Consider the following 19,612-nt stretch of genomic DNA (forward strand, 5'->3'; position numbering starts at 1 on the left):
CGGGCCGAGCGCACCTTCTTCGGGCTCTCGACCGGACGCGCCGTCATCCTCGGCGTCGTGATCTGCGCTCTCGCGCTCACGCTCGCGATGCCGTTGCGGACCTACCTCACGCAGCGCTCGGAGGCCGATCGCCTCGCGTCCGAGCAGGTTGCCCTCGAGCAGCAACTGGACGAGCTGCGCCGCCAGAAGGAACAGATCGAGGATCCGGCGTGGATCGCGGCGCAGGGCCGCGAGCGACTCGGCCTGGTGCGCCCCGGCGAGACGCCGTACAAGGTGCAGTTGCCCGGCGACTGGCAACCACCGAAGAAGGACGCGCCGCCGCCACCGCCCTCGACGGGCGCCTGGCACAGCGACCTGTGGCAGCGGCTCACCGAGCCCGCGCCGATCGCCGAGGCAGAATCAGAGACACCGCCGGTGGCCCCCGTGGTGCCGGCCCCCGCACCAGAAGAACCAGGAGTACCCACCGGGTGAGCGAATCGTCCGTCCCCCAGGAAGACCTCGATGCCGTGGAGGCCCAGCTGGGTCGTGTCCCGCGGGGGGTGCTCGAGATCGCGTACCGCAGCCCGGACGGCCGGCCCGGCGTCGTGAAGACTGCCCCCCGGCTGCCGGACGGTACGCCGTTCCCCACCCTCTACTACCTGACCGACCCGCGACTGACCGCCGAGGCCAGCCGCCAGGAGTCGGCGGGTGTGATGCGCGAGATGACCGAGCGTCTGGGCACCGACCCGCAGCTCGCGGCCGCCTACCGCGCCGCACACGAGTCCTACCTCGCTGAGCGCGACGAGATCGATTCCCTGGGAACCGATTTCACCGGCGGAGGCATGCCCGACCGGGTGAAGTGCCTGCACGTCCTCATGGCGCACTCCCTCGCGAAGGGGCCGGGCGTCAACCCGTTCGGTGACGAGTCCGTTGCCCTCGCGGCGCGCGGCAAGCTGCGCGGAACCGCCATTCCCGCCGACTGGCCCGAGTACCAGGGGTCGGCCGCCGCCGGGGACGACGAGTGACGCGCGTCGCCGCGATCGACTGCGGCACCAACTCGATTCGGCTGCTCGTCGCGGATGCCGACGAGCACGGCCGGCTCACGGACGTCACCCGCCTGATGCGGATCGTGCGGCTGGGGCAGGGCGTCGACGCCACGGGGGCGTTCGCGCCCGAGGCCATCGAGCGCACCAAGGTCGCGCTGAGCGAGTACGCCGAGATCATCCGTGACACCGGGGCCACCGCGGTGCGCATGGTCGCCACATCGGCCACGCGCGACGCGTCGAACCGCGACGACTTCTTCGCGATGACACGAGAGATCCTCGGTGCGGTGATTCCCGGCGCCGAGGCCGAGGTCATCACCGGCGACGAGGAGGCGCGGCTGTCGTTCTCCGGCGCCGTCGGCGAACTCGACGCGGCCGAGGGCCCGTTCGTGGTGGTGGACCTCGGTGGTGGCTCCACGGAGGTGGTGCTCGGCGACGGCACCGGCGTCCACGCCGCGTACTCCACCGACGTCGGGTGCGTGCGGGTCACCGAGCGCTGTCTGCACGACGACCCGCCCACCGCAGAGCAGATCGACGCCGCCCGCCAGTTCGCGGCCGACCGTCTGGCCCAGGCCTTCGAGCAGGTGCCGGTCGAGCAGGCCCGCACCTGGGTCGGTGTCGCCGGCACCATGACGACGCTGTCGGCCGTCGTGCAGGACCTGCCGGAGTACGACCCCGAACGGGTCCACCTCTCCCGGCTCTCGGTCGGACAGCTGCACGACGTCGCGAACCGACTGGTGTCCATGACCCACGACGAGCGGGCCGCGCTCGGACCGATGCACCCCGGACGGGTGGATGTGATCGGTGGCGGAGCCATCGTCACCACGGTGCTCGCCGACGAACTCTCGCAGCGTGCGGGCATCGACGAGCTGGTCGTCAGCGAACACGACATTCTGGACGGAATTGCAATGTCTGTCCTACTGGGCGGGTCGTGAATTAGCTCACTGTTTGTGCCGCTTACACTGTTCCTTGGTTTCCACTGTCGTGGCCACCGGAGTCGGGCCGGTGGTGGGCCCCCATAGCCCAATTGGCAGAGGCAGCGGACTTAAAATCCGCCGAGTGTGGGTTCGAGTCCCACTGGGGGCACGCCCGTCCGGCCGTCCGACGGCACATGGCATCGGGGATCCCGTCCACCGTACTTCCGGTGGGCGGGACCTTCCGCCAGTTTCCCGGTGATCGGTGGGCGCCACTCACCGGCAGTGCCAGTGCCCGTAGGCGTTGGGGTTCTGCCACCGACGGCACGGTGCGGTGCGGTCGGGACCGGTCTGCGCGGCGGCGGTGGCCACGGGGTGATCGCTCGGGGCTGCCACAGGCTCGGCCGCGGCGGTCGCCGTCGGTATCCCGAGCGTCGCGATCGGGAACACGGCCGCGACGAGAACCTTTGCGAGCGTGCGTCTTCCGGGTGTGGCGGGTGAAACGTGCTCCTGCGTCATCGGTCGGTCCTTTCGACGAGACCGCAGGGCCCCTCATTGCTGTCGCCCGAGGTGTCGTTGGCAGCCCGGACGCAGCCCGTTGCGGCGCAGTTCCCATGCTATCGACCGGGGTGAGGGCAGAGAAGAGAGTGTCGAGTGGGGGATCGCGGAGAGGGGGAATCGGCGCCTCTTCTCCACTGCCAGTCCACTGTCAGGTGTTCTTCTGTGCCTCGGTCACGTAGGGTGGGGTTGTCAGGCGCGTCGTCGAGTTGGCGTGTCAACTCGGATATCGATCCTGAGCGGCCGCAGCGATGAACCCCTGACCTCCTCACGAACTCTCCGGTCGAGTGCTCGCGAGTCGAGCCGATCTTCGACCGAACGATCTCATTCACAGGCGCGATGGCGCCGATACGTGTTGTCGCCGAGATGATCTCGCGATGACCACGAAGGAAATTTCATGCACTACAACTTCATCCCTTCGCCGCATGCCGGCGATGCGACGTCAGTACGTCACAACAGATCCGCCGGTGTCCGTGCGCGCGCACTGGAGATCGTGGGAATCCTCTATCGATGTGACCCCGAGGCGTCCGCGCGGCAGCTGATGCGGCACTCGCAAGCGAACAATTTCAAGCTCACCGCGCTCGCGGAATCGCTTGTCGCCGTTGTCGACGGTCCGTCGGCCGCCTCACAGGGCAACCCCCAGACGACGCTCGCCGCGCACTTCTGGCTTCAGGAGATCCGCCGACTCGGTCACGTGCACCGTCGAACCGATCGAAGTGTCCGCCATGTCGCCGCGTCTGCCGGCTGTGTCGGCGGCGTCCGAGGCGGATCCGGAAAAGCCGTTGCCCAGCAAAGTGATAGGAAACGCGTCGACTTCGCGACCCGAGTGTGATTCACTGAATGTGGTCATAGTGTTTTGTGTCCGCGCTCAGGTGCGCACAATTCCTTAGTTGTGGGGGACAGATCTCCTCTTCGGGTATCGCTTTACGCAGTACCGGCCCGGGTCGCTCGAACATCGGCGATTCGTGATCGGCAAGCAAGAGGAGTACGAAATGGCAAACGGCACCGTCAAGTGGTTCAACGCTGAAAAGGGCTTCGGCTTCATCGCTCCCGAGGACGGCAGCGCCGACGTGTTCGCGCACTACTCGGAGATCCAGGGTGGCGGATTCCGCAGCCTGGAGGAGAACCAGCGCGTGTCCTACGACCTGGGCCAGGGCGCCAAGGGCCCCCAGGCCACCAACATCACCGCGATCTGATCGTGTGTCGCCCGTATCGGGCGATGTGAGTGCGACAGGCCCCACTTCCGACCGGGAGTGGGGCCTGTCGTGTGTCGGGGTGCGGATCAGCGTTGGGAGTCGATGACCGCTTGCTGGGCGGCCGGCGTGACCGCATCGACGAATCCCTTGAAGTCGTCGTGCTTGTCGAGGAAGCCGGCGACGAAGGGGCAGATCGGCACGATCCGCTTTCCGTGCGCAACCGTGTCGTCGAGCGCGGACCGGATCAGGGTCCCGGCCAGGCCCCGCCCGGCGAAGCGTTCCTGGATCTCGGTGTGGAAGAAGATGCGCTGGTCACCGCTGTCCACGAACTGGGTGAACCCCGCAGTGGCGTCACCCACCCGGATCTCGTAGCGGCGGAGGTCGTGATCGGGGGTCACTTCGGGTTGTGCGTCGAGTTCGTCGCTCATGCCTCCACTATGACGCGACGATCGTGATGGTGCGAGTTCTTCACGAACCGACCTTCGGGGTGGCGCGGTCGAGGATCGACGTCAGATCGAGGCCCGTCGGCAGGGTGCCGAATACGGTGCCCCACTCGCCGGACAGCCGGCTCGCGCAGAAGGCGTCGGCCACCGCCGGATGGCCGTACCGGACGAGCAGGGCGCCCTGCAGTGCGAGTGCCATCTCGCCGACGACGGTGCGGGCGCGGTGCTCGAGCGATGCGACGTCCGCGAACGACGCCTTCAGCTTCTCGACCGCGGAGTCGAGCCGATGGTCGCCGCCGGCGCTGTCGTCCAGTTCGTCGAAGAACGCCTCGAGCGACTCGGGCTGACGGGCCATCGCGCGGAGGACGTCGAGCGCCGCGACGTTGCCCGATCCCTCCCAGACCGACAGTAGCGGCGCCTCGCGATACAGGCGCGGCATCCGCGACTCCTCGACATAGCCGTTGCCGCCCAGACATTCCAGAGCCTCCGCGGCGTGCACCGGCCCTCGTTTGCACACGTAGTACTTGCTCACCGCGAGGGCGACGCGGCGCAGGATCGATGCCTGCGGATCGCCGTTGTCGGCGCGGTCGGTGAGCGCGGCGAGCCACATCGCGACGGTGGTCGACGCCTCGGATTCGACGGCGAGGTCCGCGAGCACGTTCCGCATCAGCGGCTGGTCGATCAGGTGGGCGCCGAACGCGCTCCGGTGCGCCGCGTGATGGGCGGCCTGCATCACGCCGACGCGCATGCCGGTCGCGGTGCCGATCGTGCAGTCGAGGCGGGTCATGTTGACCATCTCGATGATGGTGCGCACGCCACGTCCCTCGTCGCCCACCCGCCAGGCGACAGCCTCGTCGTACTCCACCTCGCTGCTCGCGTTGGAGTGGTTGCCGAGCTTGTCCTTGAGTCGCTGCAGGAACATCGCGTTGCGGCTGCCGTCGGGCAGGATGCGGGGGAGCAGGAAGCATGTGAGCCCGTCCGGGGCCTGGGCCAGCACCAGGAAGATGTCCGACATCGGCGCCGACGTGAACCACTTGTGCCCGGTGAGCAGGTAGGAGCCGTCCGGCTGCGGGACCGCGCGGGTGGTGCCGGCCCGGACGTCGGAGCCGCCCTGTTTCTCCGTCATCGACATGCCGGCGATCAGTCCGGGTTTGGTGAGCGGGGCGCGCAGCTCGGGGTCGTACACCTTGGCGGTGAGCAGGGGTTCGTACTGCAGGGCGAGTTCGGGGTTGTGGCGCAGCGCCGGGACGACGGCATACGTCATCGAGATCGGGCATCCGTGCCCGGCGTCGACCTGACCCCACACGGCGTTCTTGGCGGCGCGGATCAGGTGCGCCTGCGGTCGGGAATCCGCCCAGGGGGCGCCGTGCAGGCCCAGTTCCACCGCGGTGACCATCAACTGGTGGTAGGCGGGGTCGTACTCGACCTCGTCGATCCGGTTGCCGTAGCGGTCGTGGGTCCGCAGGACCGGGGGGTGGGCCTCGGCCAGGTCGCCGAGCGCCTGGGCCTCGGAGCCACCCGCGAGGCGTCCGACGCGATGCACCTCGTCGAGCGCGTGGTGGGCGCCCTCGCGCTGCAGGGCCTCGAGCAGCGGCGGATAGTCGGCGGCGTCGTAGTCGATCAGCGGCGGAACCTGGTTGGTGACCTCGTGCGTGACCCTCATACGACCCCCTGCGGTGGTGGTGACGGTGATCCTCGAATGCAGTCAATGACGGTTCGCCGGGTACGTCAAGGATGCGCGCGGAATATTCCGCGTGGCGTCCCGGTTCGTGCATATAGTTGAAACTTGAAATACTTGGAGGTAGGGCATGCAGTTCGGAATCTTCACCGTCGGCGACGTGACCATGGACCCCACGACCGGGCGGACCCCGACCGAGGCCGAGCGCATCAAGGCGATGGTCGCGATCGCCGAGAAGGCCGAGGAAGTGGGTCTCGACGTGTTCGCCACCGGCGAGCACCACAACCCGCCGTTCGTGCCCTCGTCGCCCACGACGATGCTCGGTTACATCGCGGCGCGCACCGAGCGCATCATGCTCTCGACGTCCACCACGCTCATCACCACCAACGACCCCGTGAAGATCGCCGAGGACTTCGCGATGCTCCAGCACCTCGCCGACGGCCGGGTCGATCTCATGCTGGGCCGAGGCAACACCGGGCCCGTCTACCCGTGGTTCGGCAAGGACATCCGCGAGGGCATCCCGCTCGCGATCGAGAACTACGCCCTGCTGCACAAGCTGTGGCGCGAGGACGTCGTCGACTGGCAGGGGCGATTCCGTACTCCGCTGCAGGGATTCACGTCGACTCCGCGTCCGCTGGACGACGTCCCGCCGTTCGTGTGGCACGGCTCGATCCGCAGCCCCGAGATCGCAGAGCAGGCCGCGTACTACGGCGACGGCTTCTTCGCGAACAACATCTTCTGGCCCAAGGAACACTTCGTCCAGCTGATCGACCTGTACCGCCGGCGCTACGAGCACTACGGCCACGGATCGGCCGACCAGGCGATCGTCGGGCTCGGTGGCCAGGTGTTCATGCGCAAGAACTCGCAGGACGCGGTCCGGGAGTTCCGCCCCTACTTCGACAACGCGCCGGTCTACGGTCACGGCCCGTCGCTCGAGGAGTTCACGGAGCAGACGCCGCTCACCGTCGGCAGTCCGCAGGAGGTCGTCGACAAGACCCTCACGTTCCGGGAGAGCTTCGGCGACTACCAGCGTCAGCTGTTCCTGATGGACCACGCCGGGCTACCGCTGAAGACCGTCCTCGAGCAGCTCGACCTGCTGGGCGAGGAAGTCGTGCCGGTGCTGCGGCGCGAGATGGACGCGATGCGCCCCGCTCACGTGCCCGAGGCCCCCACCCATGCGAGCCTGCTGGCCCGCGGAAAGGCGCAGGTGCTGTCGTGACCGGTACGGAAAGCCGCACTCTGACCGTGATCTCGGCGGGGCTCACGCAGCCGTCGTCGAGCCGCTTGCTCGCCGATCGACTCACCGCCGCGACCGTCGCGGCCCTCGACGAGCGCGGCGTCGGGACAGACGTCGAGGTCGTCGAACTGCGCGACCACGCACACGCGCTCGTCGACAATCTGCTCACCGGATTTCCCGGTGGGGCACTGCGATCCGTCGTCGCGCGGGTCGCGGCGTCCGACGGCATCATCGCGGTGACGTCGATCTTCAACGCCTCCTACAGCGGCCTGTACAAGTCGTTCTTCGACGTCCTCGACCAGGGGACGCTCGACGGCGTGCCGACCCTGCTCGGTGCGACCGGCGGTACCGCGCGGCACTCGCTCGCGCTCGAACACGCGATCCGCCCGATGTTCGCGTATCTGCGTGCGGCCACGGTGCCGACCGGGGTCTACGCGGCCTCCGAGGACTGGGCGGGGTCGGGCGATCAGGCCCTGGCGGGGCGGATCGCGCGAGCCGGGGACGAGCTGGCCGCGGCGATGGCGGGGCGTGAACACACCGGACCGGCAGATCCCTTCGCCGACGCGGTGCCGTTCGAGGAGTTGCTGGCGCGGCAGCGCGCTAACTGACTCACCGGTAAGATGCCCGCAACGAAGGTCGAGAGGGCAGGGGAGAGTCGTGCGGGAATCGGACTGGGGATCGCGGCTGAACACGTCACTGCGCAATGCGTGGGGGCTGACGTTCGGAGGAGGCGTCGCGCCCGTCGAGCGGACGCCGTCGGTGCTCGTGCACCGTGAACCGCATCGTGACCTGCACCGTTACGGCGTCCGGAGCGCGGGAGCCCCGGTCCTGCTGGTGCCGCCGCTCGCGGTGCCGAGGCACTGCTACGACCTGCGCCCCGGTCAGTCGCTCGTCGCGCACCTGGCCGGGACGGGGCGCACGCCGTACGTCGTCGACTACGGGACCATCGGATACGCCGACCGGAACCTGGGATTCGAGGACTGGGTCGACGACATCGTCCCGGGCGCACTGCGACGCGTGAGTGACCTGCACGGCGGCGCCCCCGTCGACGTCGTCGGCTGGAGCCTCGGCGGCACCATCTCGCTGCTCACCGCGTCGGCGCACCCGGATCTGCCGATCGCGTCGGTCACCGCGCTCGGCACCCCGATCGACTACTCGCGGATCCCGACGATGGCCGTCGCGCAGGCCGTCGGCCGCTTCACGGGGCACCGCCCCGTCACCGAACTCACTCGGCTCATGGGCGGGTTGCCGGCGCCGCTGGTCCAGCTCGCCTACCGGGCCACGGCGCCGCAGCGGGAACTGCTCAAGCCGTGGTTCGTCGCGAACAATCTGCACGACACCGAGACCCTCGCCCGGATGGAGGCCATCGACCGGTTCATGGCCGAGATGCCCGGATATCCGGCGCGGTTGTTCTATCAGATGGCCGAGGAACTGGTGCTCGGCAACGGGCTGCTCGACGGCCGGATCACCGTGGGCGAGAAAACGATCAAGCTCGCCGAACTCGCCGTCCCGGTCCTGGCCGTCGGCGGTACCGGCGACGTGATCGCCACCGCCGACTCGGTCGCCGCGATCGCCGACGTCCTCACCGGTTCGCCGTCGGTGCGGTTCGAGACCGCCCCGGGCAGCCACCTGGGTCTGCTCGCCGGGCCCGGCGCGAAGGACACCGCGTGGCGGCACATCGACGCGTTCCTCGGCGAGCGCGTCGACGCCTGACGGTCAGTCGTCGAGCAGCACGCGCCGACTCGCCGCGATCGGACTCTGGGCGGTGAGGCCGCCGTCGACGACGAGTGTCTGCCCGCTCATGTAGCGCGACTCGTCGGACGCGAGATACACCATCGCCCAACCGATGTCGTCGGGCTCGCCGATCAGGTCGAGGGCGTTGTGCCGCTGGATGTCGGCGATGACATCCGACGGCAGATTGTCGCGCAGGGCGGGCGTCATGATCGCTCCCGGCGCGACCGCATTGCAGCGCACGTTGTGTCGGCCGTACTGGGTGGCCACGTACTGCGTCAGACGGATCACCGCGGCCTTGGACGCCCCGTAGGCGCACTGCAGGACGTCGCCGGTGAGGCCGGCGACCGAGACCGTGTTGACGATCGATCCACCGCCCGCATCGATCATGTGCGGCAGTGCCAGGCGGGAGGCGACGACGGTACTGCGCGCGTTGAGCGCCATCGCGCGATCCCACTCGGCCAGATCCATACGCAGCAGGTCCAGGTCGGTGCGCGGGTTGCTGCCGCCCACGTGGTTGCACAGGACGTCGACACCGCCGAACTCCGCGACCGCCCGATCGATCATCGCGGCCACCGACGACTCGTCCATCACGTCGACGGCGATCCCCACCGCGCGCCCGCCCGCGAGACCGATCTGCTCCGCGGCCTCGCCCGCCGCGTCGGCGTCGAGGTCGGCGATCAGCACCTGCGCGCCCTCCGCCGCCATCAAGCCCGCAGCGGCCCGCCCGATCCCGCTCGCAGCGCCGGTGATCACGACCTTCTTGCCGGCCAACCGATTCATGGTGATCCCTTCGTCGGGTGTCCCCATCCCGCAACTCAGTGTCCGCCGGACGGACCCCCTTCACCAGCGGGTGTCGCCGATGTCCACTCCCGTGGGTATTCGGCCGAATCCCGCAGGTCTCGGTCGGGTAGTGGACACTCAGGCCGAATGCGGCGCGCACCAGCGGGTCGAGGACACTTGTCCTCATGCTCTCCGTCGAAGACCTGTTCGCCGGCCTCACGCGTTTCCCCGACGTCGAGGCACCCAACCTGTTCGCCGTCGACGCCGCCGACCGGCTGATCCTCGACGAGGCTGCGGAGGCCCTGGCGGGCGCCCCGGACGCGTCGGTGGTGGTGGTCGGCGATCACTACGGTGCGCTCACACTCGGCGCCGCCGTTCGGTTCGGCGCGAACGGTATTCGGGTGCATCAGGATCCGCTCACGGGCGAGCGCGCGCTCGCGAACAATGCGCAACGGTTAGGGCTTGCAGACCGGTATCGATCGTGTGAGCTGGGGGAGGATCTGCTGACCGGCGCGCGCGTCGTGCTGCTGCAGCTGCCGCGCAGTCTGGACGAGCTCGACGAGATCGCCGACGCCGTCGCGCGCTACGCCGATCCCGGTGTCGTGGTGTTCGCAGGCGGTCGCAACAAGCACATCACGCCGGCGATGAACGACGTGCTGCGCCGTTCCTTCGGCGGGGTCTCGGCGACGCTGGGCCGGCAGAAGTCGCGGGTGCTCGTCGCGGAGGCTCCCCGAGCGAGTATCCAGCCGTCGAGGTTCCCCGTCACCTCGCATCTCGACGAACTCGGGTTGGACGTCGTGGCGCACGGTGCCGTGTTCGCCGGTCCGAGGCTCGACATCGGTACGCGGTTCCTGCTCGAGTTCCTGCCACGGATGCGCGACGGGCACACCGCTGTCGACCTGGGCTGCGGAACGGGCATCCTCGCGGTGAGTCTCGCGCAGGCGCAGCCGTCGGTGGAGGTGATAGCGAGCGACCAGTCGGCCGCCGCCGTCGCGTCCGCCGCGGCCACCGCACGGGCGAACGGGGTGGAGGCGCGGGTGCGCGCGCTGCGCGACGACGCGCTGTCGTCGCTGCCGGACGAGAGCGTCGATCTGATCCTGTGCAACCCGCCCTTCCACGTCGGGGCCGCGGTGCACACCGGCGGCGCGGGCAAGATGTTCGACGCAGCCGGCCGGGTGCTCCGACCAGGCGGAGAGCTGTGGACCGTCTACAACTCCCACCTCGGCTACAAGCGCGCGCTCGCCCGCGCCGTCGGCCGCACCGACGAGATCGGCCGCAATCCGAAGTTCACCGTCGCGCGGTCGGTCCGCGCGCGGTAGGGGCTACTCGATCGGTCCGCCGCCGGCCGCGTCGCCGTCGACCTGACCGCGGTGCAGTCCGACGTCCTCGACGATCACCCCGTCGATGATCTCGGCGCCCTGCAGTTCGTCCGGGTCTTCGGCGTCCTCACGCTCGTCACCCGACGGCGGGGTGTCCGGCTCCTCCTCGGCGAGTCGCTGGTCGAGGCTCTCGCCCTCCTCGGCCTCGCGCAAGGTGGTGCCGAACCGATCGGCCTCGCTCCAGTGGTCCGGCGGATCGACGACGTCGTCGCCGTCCTCGTTGCGGACCTCGTCGGAATCGAGGCTCTCGCTGACGTCCAGTGTGTCGTCTGGTCCTTCTTCGATACCCATGACTTCATTCTGTTCCGGATCGCCGTTTCGCGCTCGATAGTGCGCGGCGGCGATACCGTTGATCAGGCGCTCGGATGGCACCTACTTGCGCGCGCCCGGTAAAGTCCGAATTGTCCAAGTCATCTTCGTGGTGTGGGAACTTCCCTCCCGTGCGGTGCGTTCTACGGACAACGACGCCGGTGGAACCCGGCCGAACTCGGGCCCGACAGGCTCGACAGACGACCACGAGAAGGGATGTTCACGGTGCGCACCACCAGCAACCCGGTGTTCAAGAACCTGCCCAAGCAGGAGGGCACGGGCTACGCCACGTTCGGATCCGCGCAGGCCGGTGCCGCGCAGGTCGGCCAGGAGTACGGCCAGCAGTACGGCGCTCCCGAGCAGTACCAGCAGACCACGCAGCGGGCGATGACGATCGACGACGTCGTCACCAAGACCGCGATCACGCTCGGCGTGCTGACCGTGTCGGCGATCATCTCGTACTTCCTGGTCAACGACAACGAGGCGCTCGCCGCGCCGTTCGTCATCGGTGGCGGCCTCATCGGTTTCGTCCTGGTGATGGTCGCGTCGTTCGGTCGCAAGATGGACAACCCGGCGATCGTGCTCGCCTACGCGGCGTGCGAGGGCGTCTTCCTCGGCGCGTTCTCGTTCATGTTCACGACATGGACGATCGGTGAGAGTGGGGCTGATGCATCGGTCCTGATCGGCCAGGCCGTTCTCGGTACGTTCGGCGTGTTCTTCGGCATGCTCGTCGTCTACAAGACCGGCGCCATCCGCGTCACCCCCCGCCTGACCCGCATGATCATCGGCGGCCTCATCGGCGTCGTGGTCCTCATGATCGGAAACCTGATCGCGAGCTTCTTCACCGACGGCGGCTTCGGCCTGCGCGACGGTGGCGCGATCGCCATCATCTTCAGCCTCGTGTGCATCGCGCTCGCGGCGTTCAGCTTCCTGCTGGACTTCGACGCCGCCGACCAGCTGATCCGCGCCCAGGCGCCGGAGAAGGCCGCGTGGGGCGTCGCCCTCGGCCTGACCGTCACCCTGGTGTGGCTGTACGTCGAGATCCTGCGCCTGCTGAGCTACTTCAACAACGACTAGTCTCACCGCGCCTCACGAACGGGCGGTCGCCGCGAGAGCGGCGGCCGCCCGTTTCGCTTCTGCGCAAACGCAGAACGGGCGGTTACCGCGGCAACGGCCGAGAGCCGTGCGCGGTAACCGCCCGTTCGCGGTTTCAGCCGAGGATCAGCTCAGGCGCTCGAGCACCATCGCCATGCCCTGGCCGCCGCCGACACACATGGTCTCGACACCGAACTGCTTGTCGTGCGTCTGGAGGTTGTTGAGCAGCGTCGCGGTGATGCGGGCGCCGGTCATGCCGAACGGGTGGCCGACGGCGATGGAGCCACCGGACACGTTCAGCTTGTCCTCGTCGATGTTCAGCGCGCGGGCCGAGCCCAGCACCTGCACCGCGAAGGCCTCGTTGATCTCGAACAGGTCGATGTCGCTGATCGACTTGCCGGCGAGTGCGAGGGCTTTCTTGGTGGCCTCGATCGGGCCCAGGCCCATGATCTCGGGGGACAGGCCGGAGACGGCGGTGGAGACGACGCGCGCGAGCGGCGTCAGGCCCAGCGCCTTGGCCTTGGTGTCGCTCATGATGACGAGCGCGGCGGCACCGTCGTTGAGCGGGCAGCAGTTGCCGGCGTTGATGGTGCCGTCGGGACGGAAGACCGGCTTCAGCTGGCTGACGGCCTCGTAGGTGACGCCGGCGCGCGGGCCGTCGTCGGTGCTGACGACGGTGCCGTCGGCCAGGGTGACCGGGGTGATCTCCCGCTCGAAGAAGCCGGCCTTGATGGCCTCCTCCGCGCGGTTCTGCGAGCGGACTCCCCAGCGGTCCTGGTCCTCGCGGGTGATGCCGGTGATCTGCGCGACGTTCTCGGCAGTCTGACCCATCGCGATGTACGCGTCGGGAACGATGCCGTTCTCGCGCGGGTCGCTCCACTGCACGCCACCCTGCGCGGCGACGGCGGTGCGCTCCATGGCCTCGGCGAAGAACGGGTTCTTCGTGTCGGGCAGGGAGTCCGAGTTGCCGGCCGCGAAGCTCGACACCGACTCGACACCGGCGGAGATGAAGACGTCACCCTCGCCGGCCTTGATCGCGTGCAGCGCCATACGGGTGGTCTGCAACGACGACGAGCAGTAACGGGTGATGGTGGTGCCGGGGAGGGTGTCGTAGCCGAGCTTGATGGCGACGATGCGACCCATGTTGAAGCCGGCCTTGCCGCCGGGCAGACCGCAACCCAACATCAGGTCGTCGATCTCGGTGGGATCGAGCTCGGGAACCTTGGCGATCGCCGCGGCAACCATCTGAGCTGCCAGATCGTCCGGGCGCATGCTGGCCAGCGAGCCCTTGACGGCGCGGCCGATGGGCGAGCGGGCAACGGAGACAATGACTGCCTCGGGCATGGAAACTCCTTCGTACGGTGGTCTCTTCGCCCTTGAACTTACGTTGCCGGGGCAGCATCACCACCTTGCCGTCTCCCGAACGTGGCCCGCAGCCGGTCCCGAGGCATGTTTGTCCAGGATGACGGCGCCGCCACCTGGGGGAACGGAGCGTTTTCCGGAACGCGTTCGGGGTGGGAGCGTGACGAAGGTCCGTCCCACTCAGCGAGAGCCCGCATCAGGGCCGGAGCGAGGTGATCGGCGGCCAGCCGATAGCCCGCTGCGGAGGGGTGATAGCGGTCGTCGGACAGCATCGTCGCGGGGTCCTCGAGGAAGCGGGACGCGAGTAGTCGGCCTATCGGGACGGGGTGGCCGCCGCTCGCCCGGGTGGCCGCTGTCTGCAGCCGCGCCAACTGCATTCCCCAGCCGTGGGCCAGCGCGCGCAGCGGCTGCGGGATCGCGCTGATCACCCCCAGATCAGGACACGTCCCGACGACCACGACGGCTCCGGTGTCGCGAAGCCGGGACACCACTCTGCCGAGACGGCGGGCGGAACCGTGCAGCGACATCCCGGCCGTGACGTCGTTGGCCCCGATCATGATCACCGCGGCGTCGGGCGCGGGACCCGCGACGAGCATCGCGTCGACCTGGCCGGTGAGCCCGCGCGAGGTGGCACCCGAGATTGCCTTGGTGCTGAGCCGGATTCGGGCCCCGGTGCGTTCGGCGAGGTCGCGGGCCAGTAGGACCCCGGGGACCTCCTCGGCGACGTCGCAACCCAGCCCGGCCGCGGTGGAGTCGCCGAACAGCATCAGGTGCAGGTCGACGTCGGCGCCGCGGCGCCACCGCGCGGGCTGGACGCACCCGGCGGTGTAGATTCCGTCGGCTTCCGGGGGCCACCGGCGGGTCGGGACGATCTGACCCCGCGCGAGCCCGGCCTGCCACGCGAGATACGTGTAGGCGGCCCACGACGCCGTACCCGCGCCGGAGCCCGCCAGCAGGGCAGCCGTCCCCGCCTTCGCTGCAGTCCGCCACCGGTCCATCGGACTCACCCTCCGAGAAGCGCGTCGGACTCCTGAATCTAGTCGCCTCGACCCGCCCCGGTCGGCGAGTCCGGGAACCGTCGACGCAGGTAATGCCCCCTTCACGACACGTGTCCGAATCGGATCTGGAAGCATGGGGGCATGCGCATCGCGGATCATGTCGTCGACCTCATCGGCAACACACCTCTGGTCAAGCTGTCCTCAGTGGTCGGCGAGGGCTCCGGGCTGGTTGCCGCCAAGATCGAGTACCTCAATCCGGGCGGCAGCTCCAAGGACCGCATCGCGGTCAAGATGATCGACGCCGCGGAGGCGTCGGGCGAGCTGAAGCCGGGTGGCACCATCGTCGAGCCCACGTCCGGCAACACGGGCGTCGGCCTGGCCCTGGTCGCTCAGAAGCGCGGCTACAAGTGCGTGTTCGTCTGCCCCGACAAGGTCAGCGAGGACAAGCGCAACGTTCTGCGCGCGTACGGCGCGGAGGTCGTGGTGTGCCCCACCGCGGTGGCCCCCGAGCACCCGGACAGCTACTACAACGTCTCCGACCGTCTGGTGAAGGAGATCCCGGGCGCCTGGAAGCCCAACCAGTACGCCAATCCGGGTGGACCCGACAGCCACTACGAGACCACCGGCCCCGAGATCTGGCGGGACACCGACGGCAAGGTGACGCACTTCGTCGCCGGCGTCGGCACCGGCGGCACCATCACCGGCACCGGCCGCTACCTCAAGGAGATCTCGGGCGGCAAGGTCAAGGTCATCGGCGCCGACCCCGAGGGCTCGGTCTACTCGGGCGGCACCGGCCGGCCGTACCTGGTCGAGGGCGTCGGCGAGGACTTCTGGCCGTCCGCCTACGACCCGTCCGTGCCGGACGAGATCATCGCGGTCTCCGACGCCGACTCGTTCGAGATGACCCGGCGCCTCGCCCGCGAGGAAGGCCTGCTCGTCGGCGGCTCGTGTGGCATGGCCGTCGTCGCGGCGCTCGAGGTCGCCAAGCGCGATCCGGATGCCGTCGTCGTCGTGCTGCTGCCCGACGGCGGCCGCGGCTACCTGTCGAAGATCTTCAACGACGACTGGATGGCGTCGTACGGCTTCCTGCGCACCCCGCTCGACGGCGACACCACCGAGCCCACCGTCGGTGATGTGCTGCGCGGCAAGTCCGGTGAGCTTCCGGACCTGGTCCACACGCACCCGTCCGAGACCCTCCGCGACGCGATCGAGATCCTGCGCGAGTACGGCGTCTCCCAGATGCCGGTCGTCGGCGCCGAACCGCCGGTCATGGCCGGCGAGGTCGCGGGCAGCGTGTCCGAGCGCGATCTGCTGAGCGCGGTCTTCGAGGGCCGCGCGGCCCTGGCCGACCCGGTCGAGAAGCACATGAGCAAGCCGTTCCCGCTGATCGGTGCCGGTGAGCCGGTGTCGTCGGCGACGAAGGCACTGGGCGACACCGACGCGCTGATGGTCGTCGACGACGGCAAGCCGGTCGGCGTCATCACCCGCCACGATCTGCTCGGGTTCCTCAGCGCCGGAGCCTGATTGCCCGATTCCGACGAATTCCCGGTGGACACCCACCGGGAATTCGTCGTCTCGGGCCTCGGTTAGGCTCGGCGCCATGCAGTGGGGGAGAGCAGTGGGGGCTGCCGCGTGCCTTGCGGTGGTGGCGGTGTCGGGAGCGGCGTGCGCGACCGCGGTCGAGGGGCAGGCGCGAGCGCAGCAGGACGGCATGGTCGCGGCGGGCCCCGACCGGGTGGATTCGCCGGCCCCGCCCGCCGTGCGGCCGGTGTCGGCGTTACCGACGTGCGCAGATCTGGAGAAGCCGGTCACGAGCGTGCTGACGGGGTACCGCCTGGACCGGGATCCTCGGATCGAGACGGACATGACGCTGTGCTGGTTCAGCCCCGCCGGCGCGGGGGAGGCCGTCACCGTGTCCGTGTCGCCGGCCGACCAGACAGCCGAAGAGTTGGCGAGCACACGGGACTATCTCGCGAGGGCCAAGCCCGACCGATTCGTCGCTGCACCGAGCGCGGAACGGCTCGGCGGTTACATCTCCGAGCCGCTCGGCGACGGCAATCTCGCGCTCGCGATGCCCGGCGCGCAGGTGGTCCTGATGCTTCCGGCCGGTACGACGTTGCCGCAGCAGCAGGTCGTCGACGTTCTGGTCGCGGTCGCGGTCGGCCGCGGCGGGCTGAGCCGACCGCTGTCGCCGCCGGGTCGCTAGGCTGGTCGCCATGAGTGAGCAGGGAATCTCCAGCGGTTTCTCCACCAGGGCCATCCACGCCGGCTACGAGCCGGATCCGCAGACCGGTGCGGTCAACGTGCCGATCTACGCCAGCTCCACGTTCGCGCAGGACGGAGTCGGCGGTATGCGTGGCGGCTTCGAGTACGCGCGCACCGGCAACCCGACGCGTCGCCCGCTCGAGGCCAACCTCGCGGCGCTCGAATCGGGAACGTTCGGACGGGCGTTCGGCTCCGGCATGGCGGCGACCGACTGCGTGCTGCGATCGCTACTGCGCCCGGGTGACCATCTGGTGATCCCGAACGACGCCTACGGCGGCACGTTCCGGCTGATCGACAAGGTGTTCACGCAGTGGGGAATCGAGTACACCCCGGCCGCGGTGTCGGACGTCGACGCGGTCCGCGCCGCGATCCGGCCGAACACCAAGCTGGTGTGGGTCGAGACGCCCACCAACCCGCTGCTCAACATCGGCGACATCGCCGCGATCTCCGACGTCGCGCGCGCCGCGGGCGCGAAGCTGGTCGTGGACAACACATTCGCGTCGCCGTACCTGCAGCAGCCGCTGCAGCTGGGCGCCGACATCGCGCTGCACTCGACCACCAAGTACATCGGCGGACACTCCGATGTCGTGGGTGGTGCGCTGGTGACGAACGACGAGGAACTCGACACCAAGTTCGCCTTCCTACAGAACGGTGCCGGCGCGGTGCCGGGGCCCTTCGACGCCTTCCTCACGATGCGTGGCATCAAGACGCTCGCGCTGCGCATGGAGCGGCACAGCGACAACGCCGAGAAGATCGTCGACCTGCTCACCGGTCACTCGGCGATCTCCCAAGTCATCTACCCGGGTCTCGAGTCGCACCCCGGCCACGCTGTGGCGGCCAAGCAGATGCGTCGCTTCGGCGGAATGATCTCGGTGCGGTTGAAGGGCGGGAAGCAGGCCGCGCTCGACTTCTGCTCGCGCACGCAGATCTTCACGCTCGCCGAGTCGCTCGGTGGCGTCGAGTCGCTGATCGAGCACCCGGGCGCGATGACGCACGCGTCGACGGCCGGGTCCGCGCTCGAGGTCCCCGAGGACCTGGTGCGCCTGTCGGTCGGCATCGAGGACGCGGCGGACCTGCTCGCCGACGTCGAGCAGGCGCTCGGCTGATCTGCTCCTGAACTCGCGTTTCGCGCACTTGTCGTCCCGTCCGGTGAACGGCCGTCGACGACAAGTGCGCGAAACGCTGAGGGTTTCCTGAATCCTGCCCGCAGCAGTCGGTTTGCCCGTTACCGTGAGTCCTCGGATCAAGTACGACCCCAGGAGCGGTGTATGAAATGGGAGCCCGCAGCCGCCGTCGTGGCTGTCGCAGCAGTAACAGGTGTCGCGTTCCCAGCGGTGGCGACTGCAGCACCGGACCCGGCTCCCGAGGCGCCACAAGCGCCCGCCGCCCTGCAAGCCGCGCCGCAACTCGTGGAGCCGGTGAACAGCATCGTCGCGCTGCTCCCGCCGGACATGCGGCAGCAGGCAGCTACCGATCTCGTGAGGGCCATTCCCGCTCTCGAGGCCCCGAAGCCCCCCGCGGAGCAGCCGTCGACCGCCGCGGCTCCGCCGCCGGAAACGCCGCTCGAGCCTGCGCCGCCCGCGGCCACCCCTCCGGCGCCCGCACCGGCCGTGTCCGCCCCCGCTGCCGTCGCGGACCGGGCTCCGGCGGTCACCGCCCCGGCCGTCACCCTGCCCGGGATCGGCAGCCTCACGTTGCCGACGCTGCCGGCGATCCTGCCGACCACGAATCTCGGTCAGGTCGGTGCCATCGCGGTGTTCGCTCCGTGGCTTCGGCAGGCCGGCGAGATCTGTGGCGGCGTGAAGGCACCCACGCTCGCGGCGCTGTTCTCCGTGGAGAACGACTTCCGCTACGGGCCCACTGCACCGGTGTCGCTCGCCGGTGGACGCGGGCCGGCCAAGTTCATGCCGAGCGAGTGGGCCAAGTACGGCAAGGACGCCGACGGCGACGGCAACGCCGACATCCTCGGCGTCGCCGACTCCGTGATGGCGGCCGGACACATGTTGTGCGACAACTACGCTCAGGTCGAGGTGTGGAAGAACGAGGGTCTCGTCGAGGGCGACACCCTCGACCTCGCGCTGGCGGCCTTCAACGCGGGCACCCGCGCGGTCCGCAAGGCGGGTGGGGTGCCGTCGGGCGCCGACGACGCGGCCGACCAGAGCGGGCCGTACATCCAGAAGATCCGGGCGTCGGAGGGGCAGTTCGAGCAGTTGCTCTCGCCGTTCGCGAACTTCAACCTCGACATCAATCTGCCCACCACCGGCATCGGCGGCGCCATCGTCCAACTCGCGATGCGGTACCTGGGCCTGCCGTACGTGTGGGGCGGCGGCAACATCACCGGTCCCACGGCGGGCGGGTTCGACTGCTCGGGCCTGACGTCGTACGCCATCTTCGCTGCCAGCGGTGGCAAGGTGGCGCTGCCGCGGACGTCGGAGACGCAGTGGGCGGTCGGGACCGAGATCCCGATGGCCGCGGCGCAGCCGGGTGACCTGGTGTTCGGCAACTGGCAGGCGGGTGGCCCCGGGCACGTCGGCATCTACATGGGCAACGGCATGATGGTGCACGCGCCGACGTTCGGCGACGTCGTCAAGGTCGGACCGGTCTTCGAGGGCATGAAGGCGCGTCGGGTACTGGCCTAGGAT

At 69.2% G+C, this 19,612-nt stretch carries 21 protein-coding genes and 1 tRNA gene; 14 read left to right on the forward strand and 8 right to left on the reverse strand.

What is annotated here, in order from left to right:
* Nucleotides 1-57 precede the first annotated feature (57 nt).
* The 4 genes from ABEU20_RS09055 (at nt 58) to ABEU20_RS09070 (ending at nt 2,108) form a co-directional block, all read left to right on the forward strand.
* Nucleotides 58-471, forward strand: a complete 414-nt coding sequence (locus ABEU20_RS09055; RefSeq protein WP_420164085.1) for an FtsB family cell division protein — start codon at nt 58-60, stop codon at nt 469-471.
* Nucleotides 468-1,004, forward strand: coding sequence for a DUF501 domain-containing protein (locus tag ABEU20_RS09060; RefSeq protein ID WP_420164086.1), 537 nt, complete (start codon nt 468-470; stop codon nt 1,002-1,004). The genes ABEU20_RS09055 and ABEU20_RS09060 overlap by 4 nt, the downstream gene beginning before the upstream one ends.
* Nucleotides 1,001-1,957, forward strand: coding sequence for a Ppx/GppA phosphatase family protein (locus ABEU20_RS09065; protein WP_420164087.1), 957 nt, complete (start codon nt 1,001-1,003; stop codon nt 1,955-1,957). The genes ABEU20_RS09060 and ABEU20_RS09065 overlap by 4 nt, the downstream gene beginning before the upstream one ends.
* A gap of 77 nt (nt 1,958-2,034) precedes the next feature.
* Nucleotides 2,035-2,108 (forward strand) — tRNA-Leu (locus ABEU20_RS09070).
* A gap of 104 nt (nt 2,109-2,212) precedes the next feature.
* On the opposite strand, the gene ABEU20_RS09075 is transcribed toward ABEU20_RS09070, so the two are convergent.
* The gene (locus tag ABEU20_RS09075; protein WP_420164088.1) at nt 2,213-2,455 is read right to left on the reverse strand and encodes a hypothetical protein; all 243 of its coding nucleotides are present in this window, start codon (nt 2,453-2,455) and stop codon (nt 2,213-2,215) included.
* A 664-nt stretch (nt 2,456-3,119) separates the two neighbouring features.
* Nucleotides 3,120-3,344, reverse strand: a complete 225-nt coding sequence (locus ABEU20_RS09080; RefSeq protein WP_420164089.1) for a hypothetical protein — start codon at nt 3,342-3,344, stop codon at nt 3,120-3,122.
* Nucleotides 3,345-3,486: 142 nt separating this feature from the next.
* On the opposite strand from ABEU20_RS09080, the gene ABEU20_RS09085 reads away from it, so the two are divergent.
* Nucleotides 3,487-3,690 (forward strand): cold-shock protein, encoded by a 204-nt coding sequence (locus ABEU20_RS09085; protein WP_420164090.1) that lies wholly within the window; start codon nt 3,487-3,489, stop codon nt 3,688-3,690.
* Between the two features lie 86 nt (nt 3,691-3,776).
* On the opposite strand, the gene ABEU20_RS09090 is transcribed toward ABEU20_RS09085, so the two are convergent.
* On the reverse strand, nt 3,777-4,118 hold the full coding sequence (locus ABEU20_RS09090; protein ID WP_420164091.1) for a GNAT family N-acetyltransferase: 342 nt from the start codon (nt 4,116-4,118) through the stop codon (nt 3,777-3,779).
* A gap of 40 nt (nt 4,119-4,158) precedes the next feature.
* A complete protein-coding gene (locus tag ABEU20_RS09095; RefSeq protein ID WP_420164092.1) occupies nt 4,159-5,796 on the reverse strand; it encodes an acyl-CoA dehydrogenase family protein in 1,638 nt (545 codons plus the stop codon).
* Nucleotides 5,797-5,941: 145 nt separating this feature from the next.
* Here ABEU20_RS09095 and ABEU20_RS09100 point away from each other — a divergent pair, with 145 nt between their 5' ends.
* From ABEU20_RS09100 to ABEU20_RS09110, 3 genes are read left to right on the forward strand one after another with little or no spacing between them, the layout of a single operon-like run.
* On the forward strand, nt 5,942-7,030 hold the full coding sequence (locus ABEU20_RS09100; RefSeq protein WP_420164093.1) for an LLM class flavin-dependent oxidoreductase: 1,089 nt from the start codon (nt 5,942-5,944) through the stop codon (nt 7,028-7,030).
* The gene (locus ABEU20_RS09105; protein WP_420164094.1) at nt 7,027-7,656 is read left to right on the forward strand and encodes an FMN reductase; all 630 of its coding nucleotides are present in this window, start codon (nt 7,027-7,029) and stop codon (nt 7,654-7,656) included. Before ABEU20_RS09100 ends, ABEU20_RS09105 begins: the two co-directional genes overlap by 4 nt.
* 49 nt (nt 7,657-7,705) lie before the next feature.
* Nucleotides 7,706-8,761, forward strand: coding sequence for an alpha/beta fold hydrolase (locus ABEU20_RS09110; protein ID WP_420164095.1), 1,056 nt, complete (start codon nt 7,706-7,708; stop codon nt 8,759-8,761).
* 3 nt (nt 8,762-8,764) lie between these two features.
* Here ABEU20_RS09110 and ABEU20_RS09115 read toward each other — a convergent pair whose 3' ends face one another.
* The gene (locus tag ABEU20_RS09115) at nt 8,765-9,562 is read right to left on the reverse strand and encodes an SDR family NAD(P)-dependent oxidoreductase (protein ID WP_420164096.1); all 798 of its coding nucleotides are present in this window, start codon (nt 9,560-9,562) and stop codon (nt 8,765-8,767) included.
* Nucleotides 9,563-9,747: 185 nt separating this feature from the next.
* Here ABEU20_RS09115 and ABEU20_RS09120 point away from each other — a divergent pair, with 185 nt between their 5' ends.
* On the forward strand, nt 9,748-10,881 hold the full coding sequence (locus ABEU20_RS09120) for a methyltransferase (RefSeq protein WP_420164097.1): 1,134 nt from the start codon (nt 9,748-9,750) through the stop codon (nt 10,879-10,881).
* Nucleotides 10,882-10,884: 3 nt separating this feature from the next.
* On the opposite strand, the gene ABEU20_RS09125 is transcribed toward ABEU20_RS09120, so the two are convergent.
* Entirely contained in the window at nt 10,885-11,232 is a 348-nt protein-coding gene (locus ABEU20_RS09125; protein ID WP_420164098.1) for a hypothetical protein, read from the reverse strand.
* Between the two features lie 243 nt (nt 11,233-11,475).
* Between ABEU20_RS09125 and ABEU20_RS09130 the strand changes: the two genes are divergently transcribed.
* Nucleotides 11,476-12,327 (forward strand): Bax inhibitor-1/YccA family protein, encoded by an 852-nt coding sequence (locus ABEU20_RS09130; protein WP_420164099.1) that lies wholly within the window; start codon nt 11,476-11,478, stop codon nt 12,325-12,327.
* Nucleotides 12,328-12,471: 144 nt separating this feature from the next.
* Here the strand turns inward: ABEU20_RS09130 and ABEU20_RS09135 are convergent, their stop codons facing one another.
* Nucleotides 12,472-13,689 (reverse strand): acetyl-CoA C-acetyltransferase, encoded by a 1,218-nt coding sequence (locus ABEU20_RS09135; protein WP_420164100.1) that lies wholly within the window; start codon nt 13,687-13,689, stop codon nt 12,472-12,474.
* Nucleotides 13,690-13,727: 38 nt separating this feature from the next.
* Nucleotides 13,728-14,705 carry an SGNH/GDSL hydrolase family protein gene (locus tag ABEU20_RS09140; RefSeq protein ID WP_420164101.1) on the reverse strand — a complete coding sequence of 326 codons (978 nt, stop codon included), beginning with the start codon at nt 14,703-14,705 and terminating at the stop codon, nt 13,728-13,730.
* A 141-nt stretch (nt 14,706-14,846) separates the two neighbouring features.
* Here ABEU20_RS09140 and ABEU20_RS09145 point away from each other — a divergent pair, with 141 nt between their 5' ends.
* The 4 genes from ABEU20_RS09145 (at nt 14,847) to ABEU20_RS09160 (ending at nt 19,609) form a co-directional block, all read left to right on the forward strand.
* Nucleotides 14,847-16,229, forward strand: a complete 1,383-nt coding sequence (locus ABEU20_RS09145; RefSeq protein ID WP_420164102.1) for a cystathionine beta-synthase — start codon at nt 14,847-14,849, stop codon at nt 16,227-16,229.
* A 76-nt stretch (nt 16,230-16,305) separates the two neighbouring features.
* Entirely contained in the window at nt 16,306-16,911 is a 606-nt protein-coding gene (locus ABEU20_RS09150; protein WP_420164103.1) for a hypothetical protein, read from the forward strand.
* A 10-nt stretch (nt 16,912-16,921) separates the two neighbouring features.
* Complete coding sequence (locus ABEU20_RS09155) at nt 16,922-18,076, forward strand: cystathionine gamma-synthase (protein ID WP_420164104.1); 1,155 nt, start codon at nt 16,922-16,924, stop codon at nt 18,074-18,076.
* A gap of 162 nt (nt 18,077-18,238) precedes the next feature.
* Nucleotides 18,239-19,609, forward strand: coding sequence for a C40 family peptidase (locus ABEU20_RS09160; protein WP_420164105.1), 1,371 nt, complete (start codon nt 18,239-18,241; stop codon nt 19,607-19,609).
* The last annotated feature ends 3 nt before the right edge of the window (nt 19,610-19,612 follow it).

This window comes from Rhodococcus parequi, from assembly GCF_046042785.1.
Lineage (GTDB): Bacteria > Actinomycetota > Actinomycetes > Mycobacteriales > Mycobacteriaceae > Prescottella > Prescottella parequi.

Excerpts from the sequence above, each read along its gene's own strand:
- ABEU20_RS09155 (WP_420164104.1), top strand. The coding sequence starts at position 16,922 with ATGAGTGAGCAGGGAATCTCCAGCGGTTTCTCCACCAGGGCCATCCAC.
- ABEU20_RS09150 (WP_420164103.1), top strand. The coding sequence starts at position 16,306 with ATGCAGTGGGGGAGAGCAGTGGGGGCTGCCGCGTGCCTTGCGGTGGTG.
- ABEU20_RS09075 (WP_420164088.1), bottom strand. The coding sequence starts at position 2,455 with ATGACGCAGGAGCACGTTTCACCCGCCACACCCGGAAGACGCACGCTC.
- ABEU20_RS09095 (WP_420164092.1), bottom strand. The coding sequence starts at position 5,796 with ATGAGGGTCACGCACGAGGTCACCAACCAGGTTCCGCCGCTGATCGAC.
- ABEU20_RS09140 (WP_420164101.1), bottom strand. The coding sequence starts at position 14,705 with ATGGACCGGTGGCGGACTGCAGCGAAGGCGGGGACGGCTGCCCTGCTG.
- ABEU20_RS09100 (WP_420164093.1), top strand. The coding sequence starts at position 5,942 with ATGCAGTTCGGAATCTTCACCGTCGGCGACGTGACCATGGACCCCACG.
- ABEU20_RS09090 (WP_420164091.1), bottom strand. The coding sequence starts at position 4,118 with ATGAGCGACGAACTCGACGCACAACCCGAAGTGACCCCCGATCACGAC.
- ABEU20_RS09120 (WP_420164097.1), top strand. The coding sequence starts at position 9,748 with ATGCTCTCCGTCGAAGACCTGTTCGCCGGCCTCACGCGTTTCCCCGAC.
- ABEU20_RS09115 (WP_420164096.1), bottom strand. The coding sequence starts at position 9,562 with ATGAATCGGTTGGCCGGCAAGAAGGTCGTGATCACCGGCGCTGCGAGC.
- ABEU20_RS09125 (WP_420164098.1), bottom strand. The coding sequence starts at position 11,232 with ATGGGTATCGAAGAAGGACCAGACGACACACTGGACGTCAGCGAGAGC.
- ABEU20_RS09145 (WP_420164102.1), top strand. The coding sequence starts at position 14,847 with ATGCGCATCGCGGATCATGTCGTCGACCTCATCGGCAACACACCTCTG.
- ABEU20_RS09085 (WP_420164090.1), top strand. The coding sequence starts at position 3,487 with ATGGCAAACGGCACCGTCAAGTGGTTCAACGCTGAAAAGGGCTTCGGC.
- ABEU20_RS09135 (WP_420164100.1), bottom strand. The coding sequence starts at position 13,689 with ATGCCCGAGGCAGTCATTGTCTCCGTTGCCCGCTCGCCCATCGGCCGC.
- ABEU20_RS09160 (WP_420164105.1), top strand. The coding sequence starts at position 18,239 with ATGAAATGGGAGCCCGCAGCCGCCGTCGTGGCTGTCGCAGCAGTAACA.
- ABEU20_RS09080 (WP_420164089.1), bottom strand. The coding sequence starts at position 3,344 with ATGACCACATTCAGTGAATCACACTCGGGTCGCGAAGTCGACGCGTTT.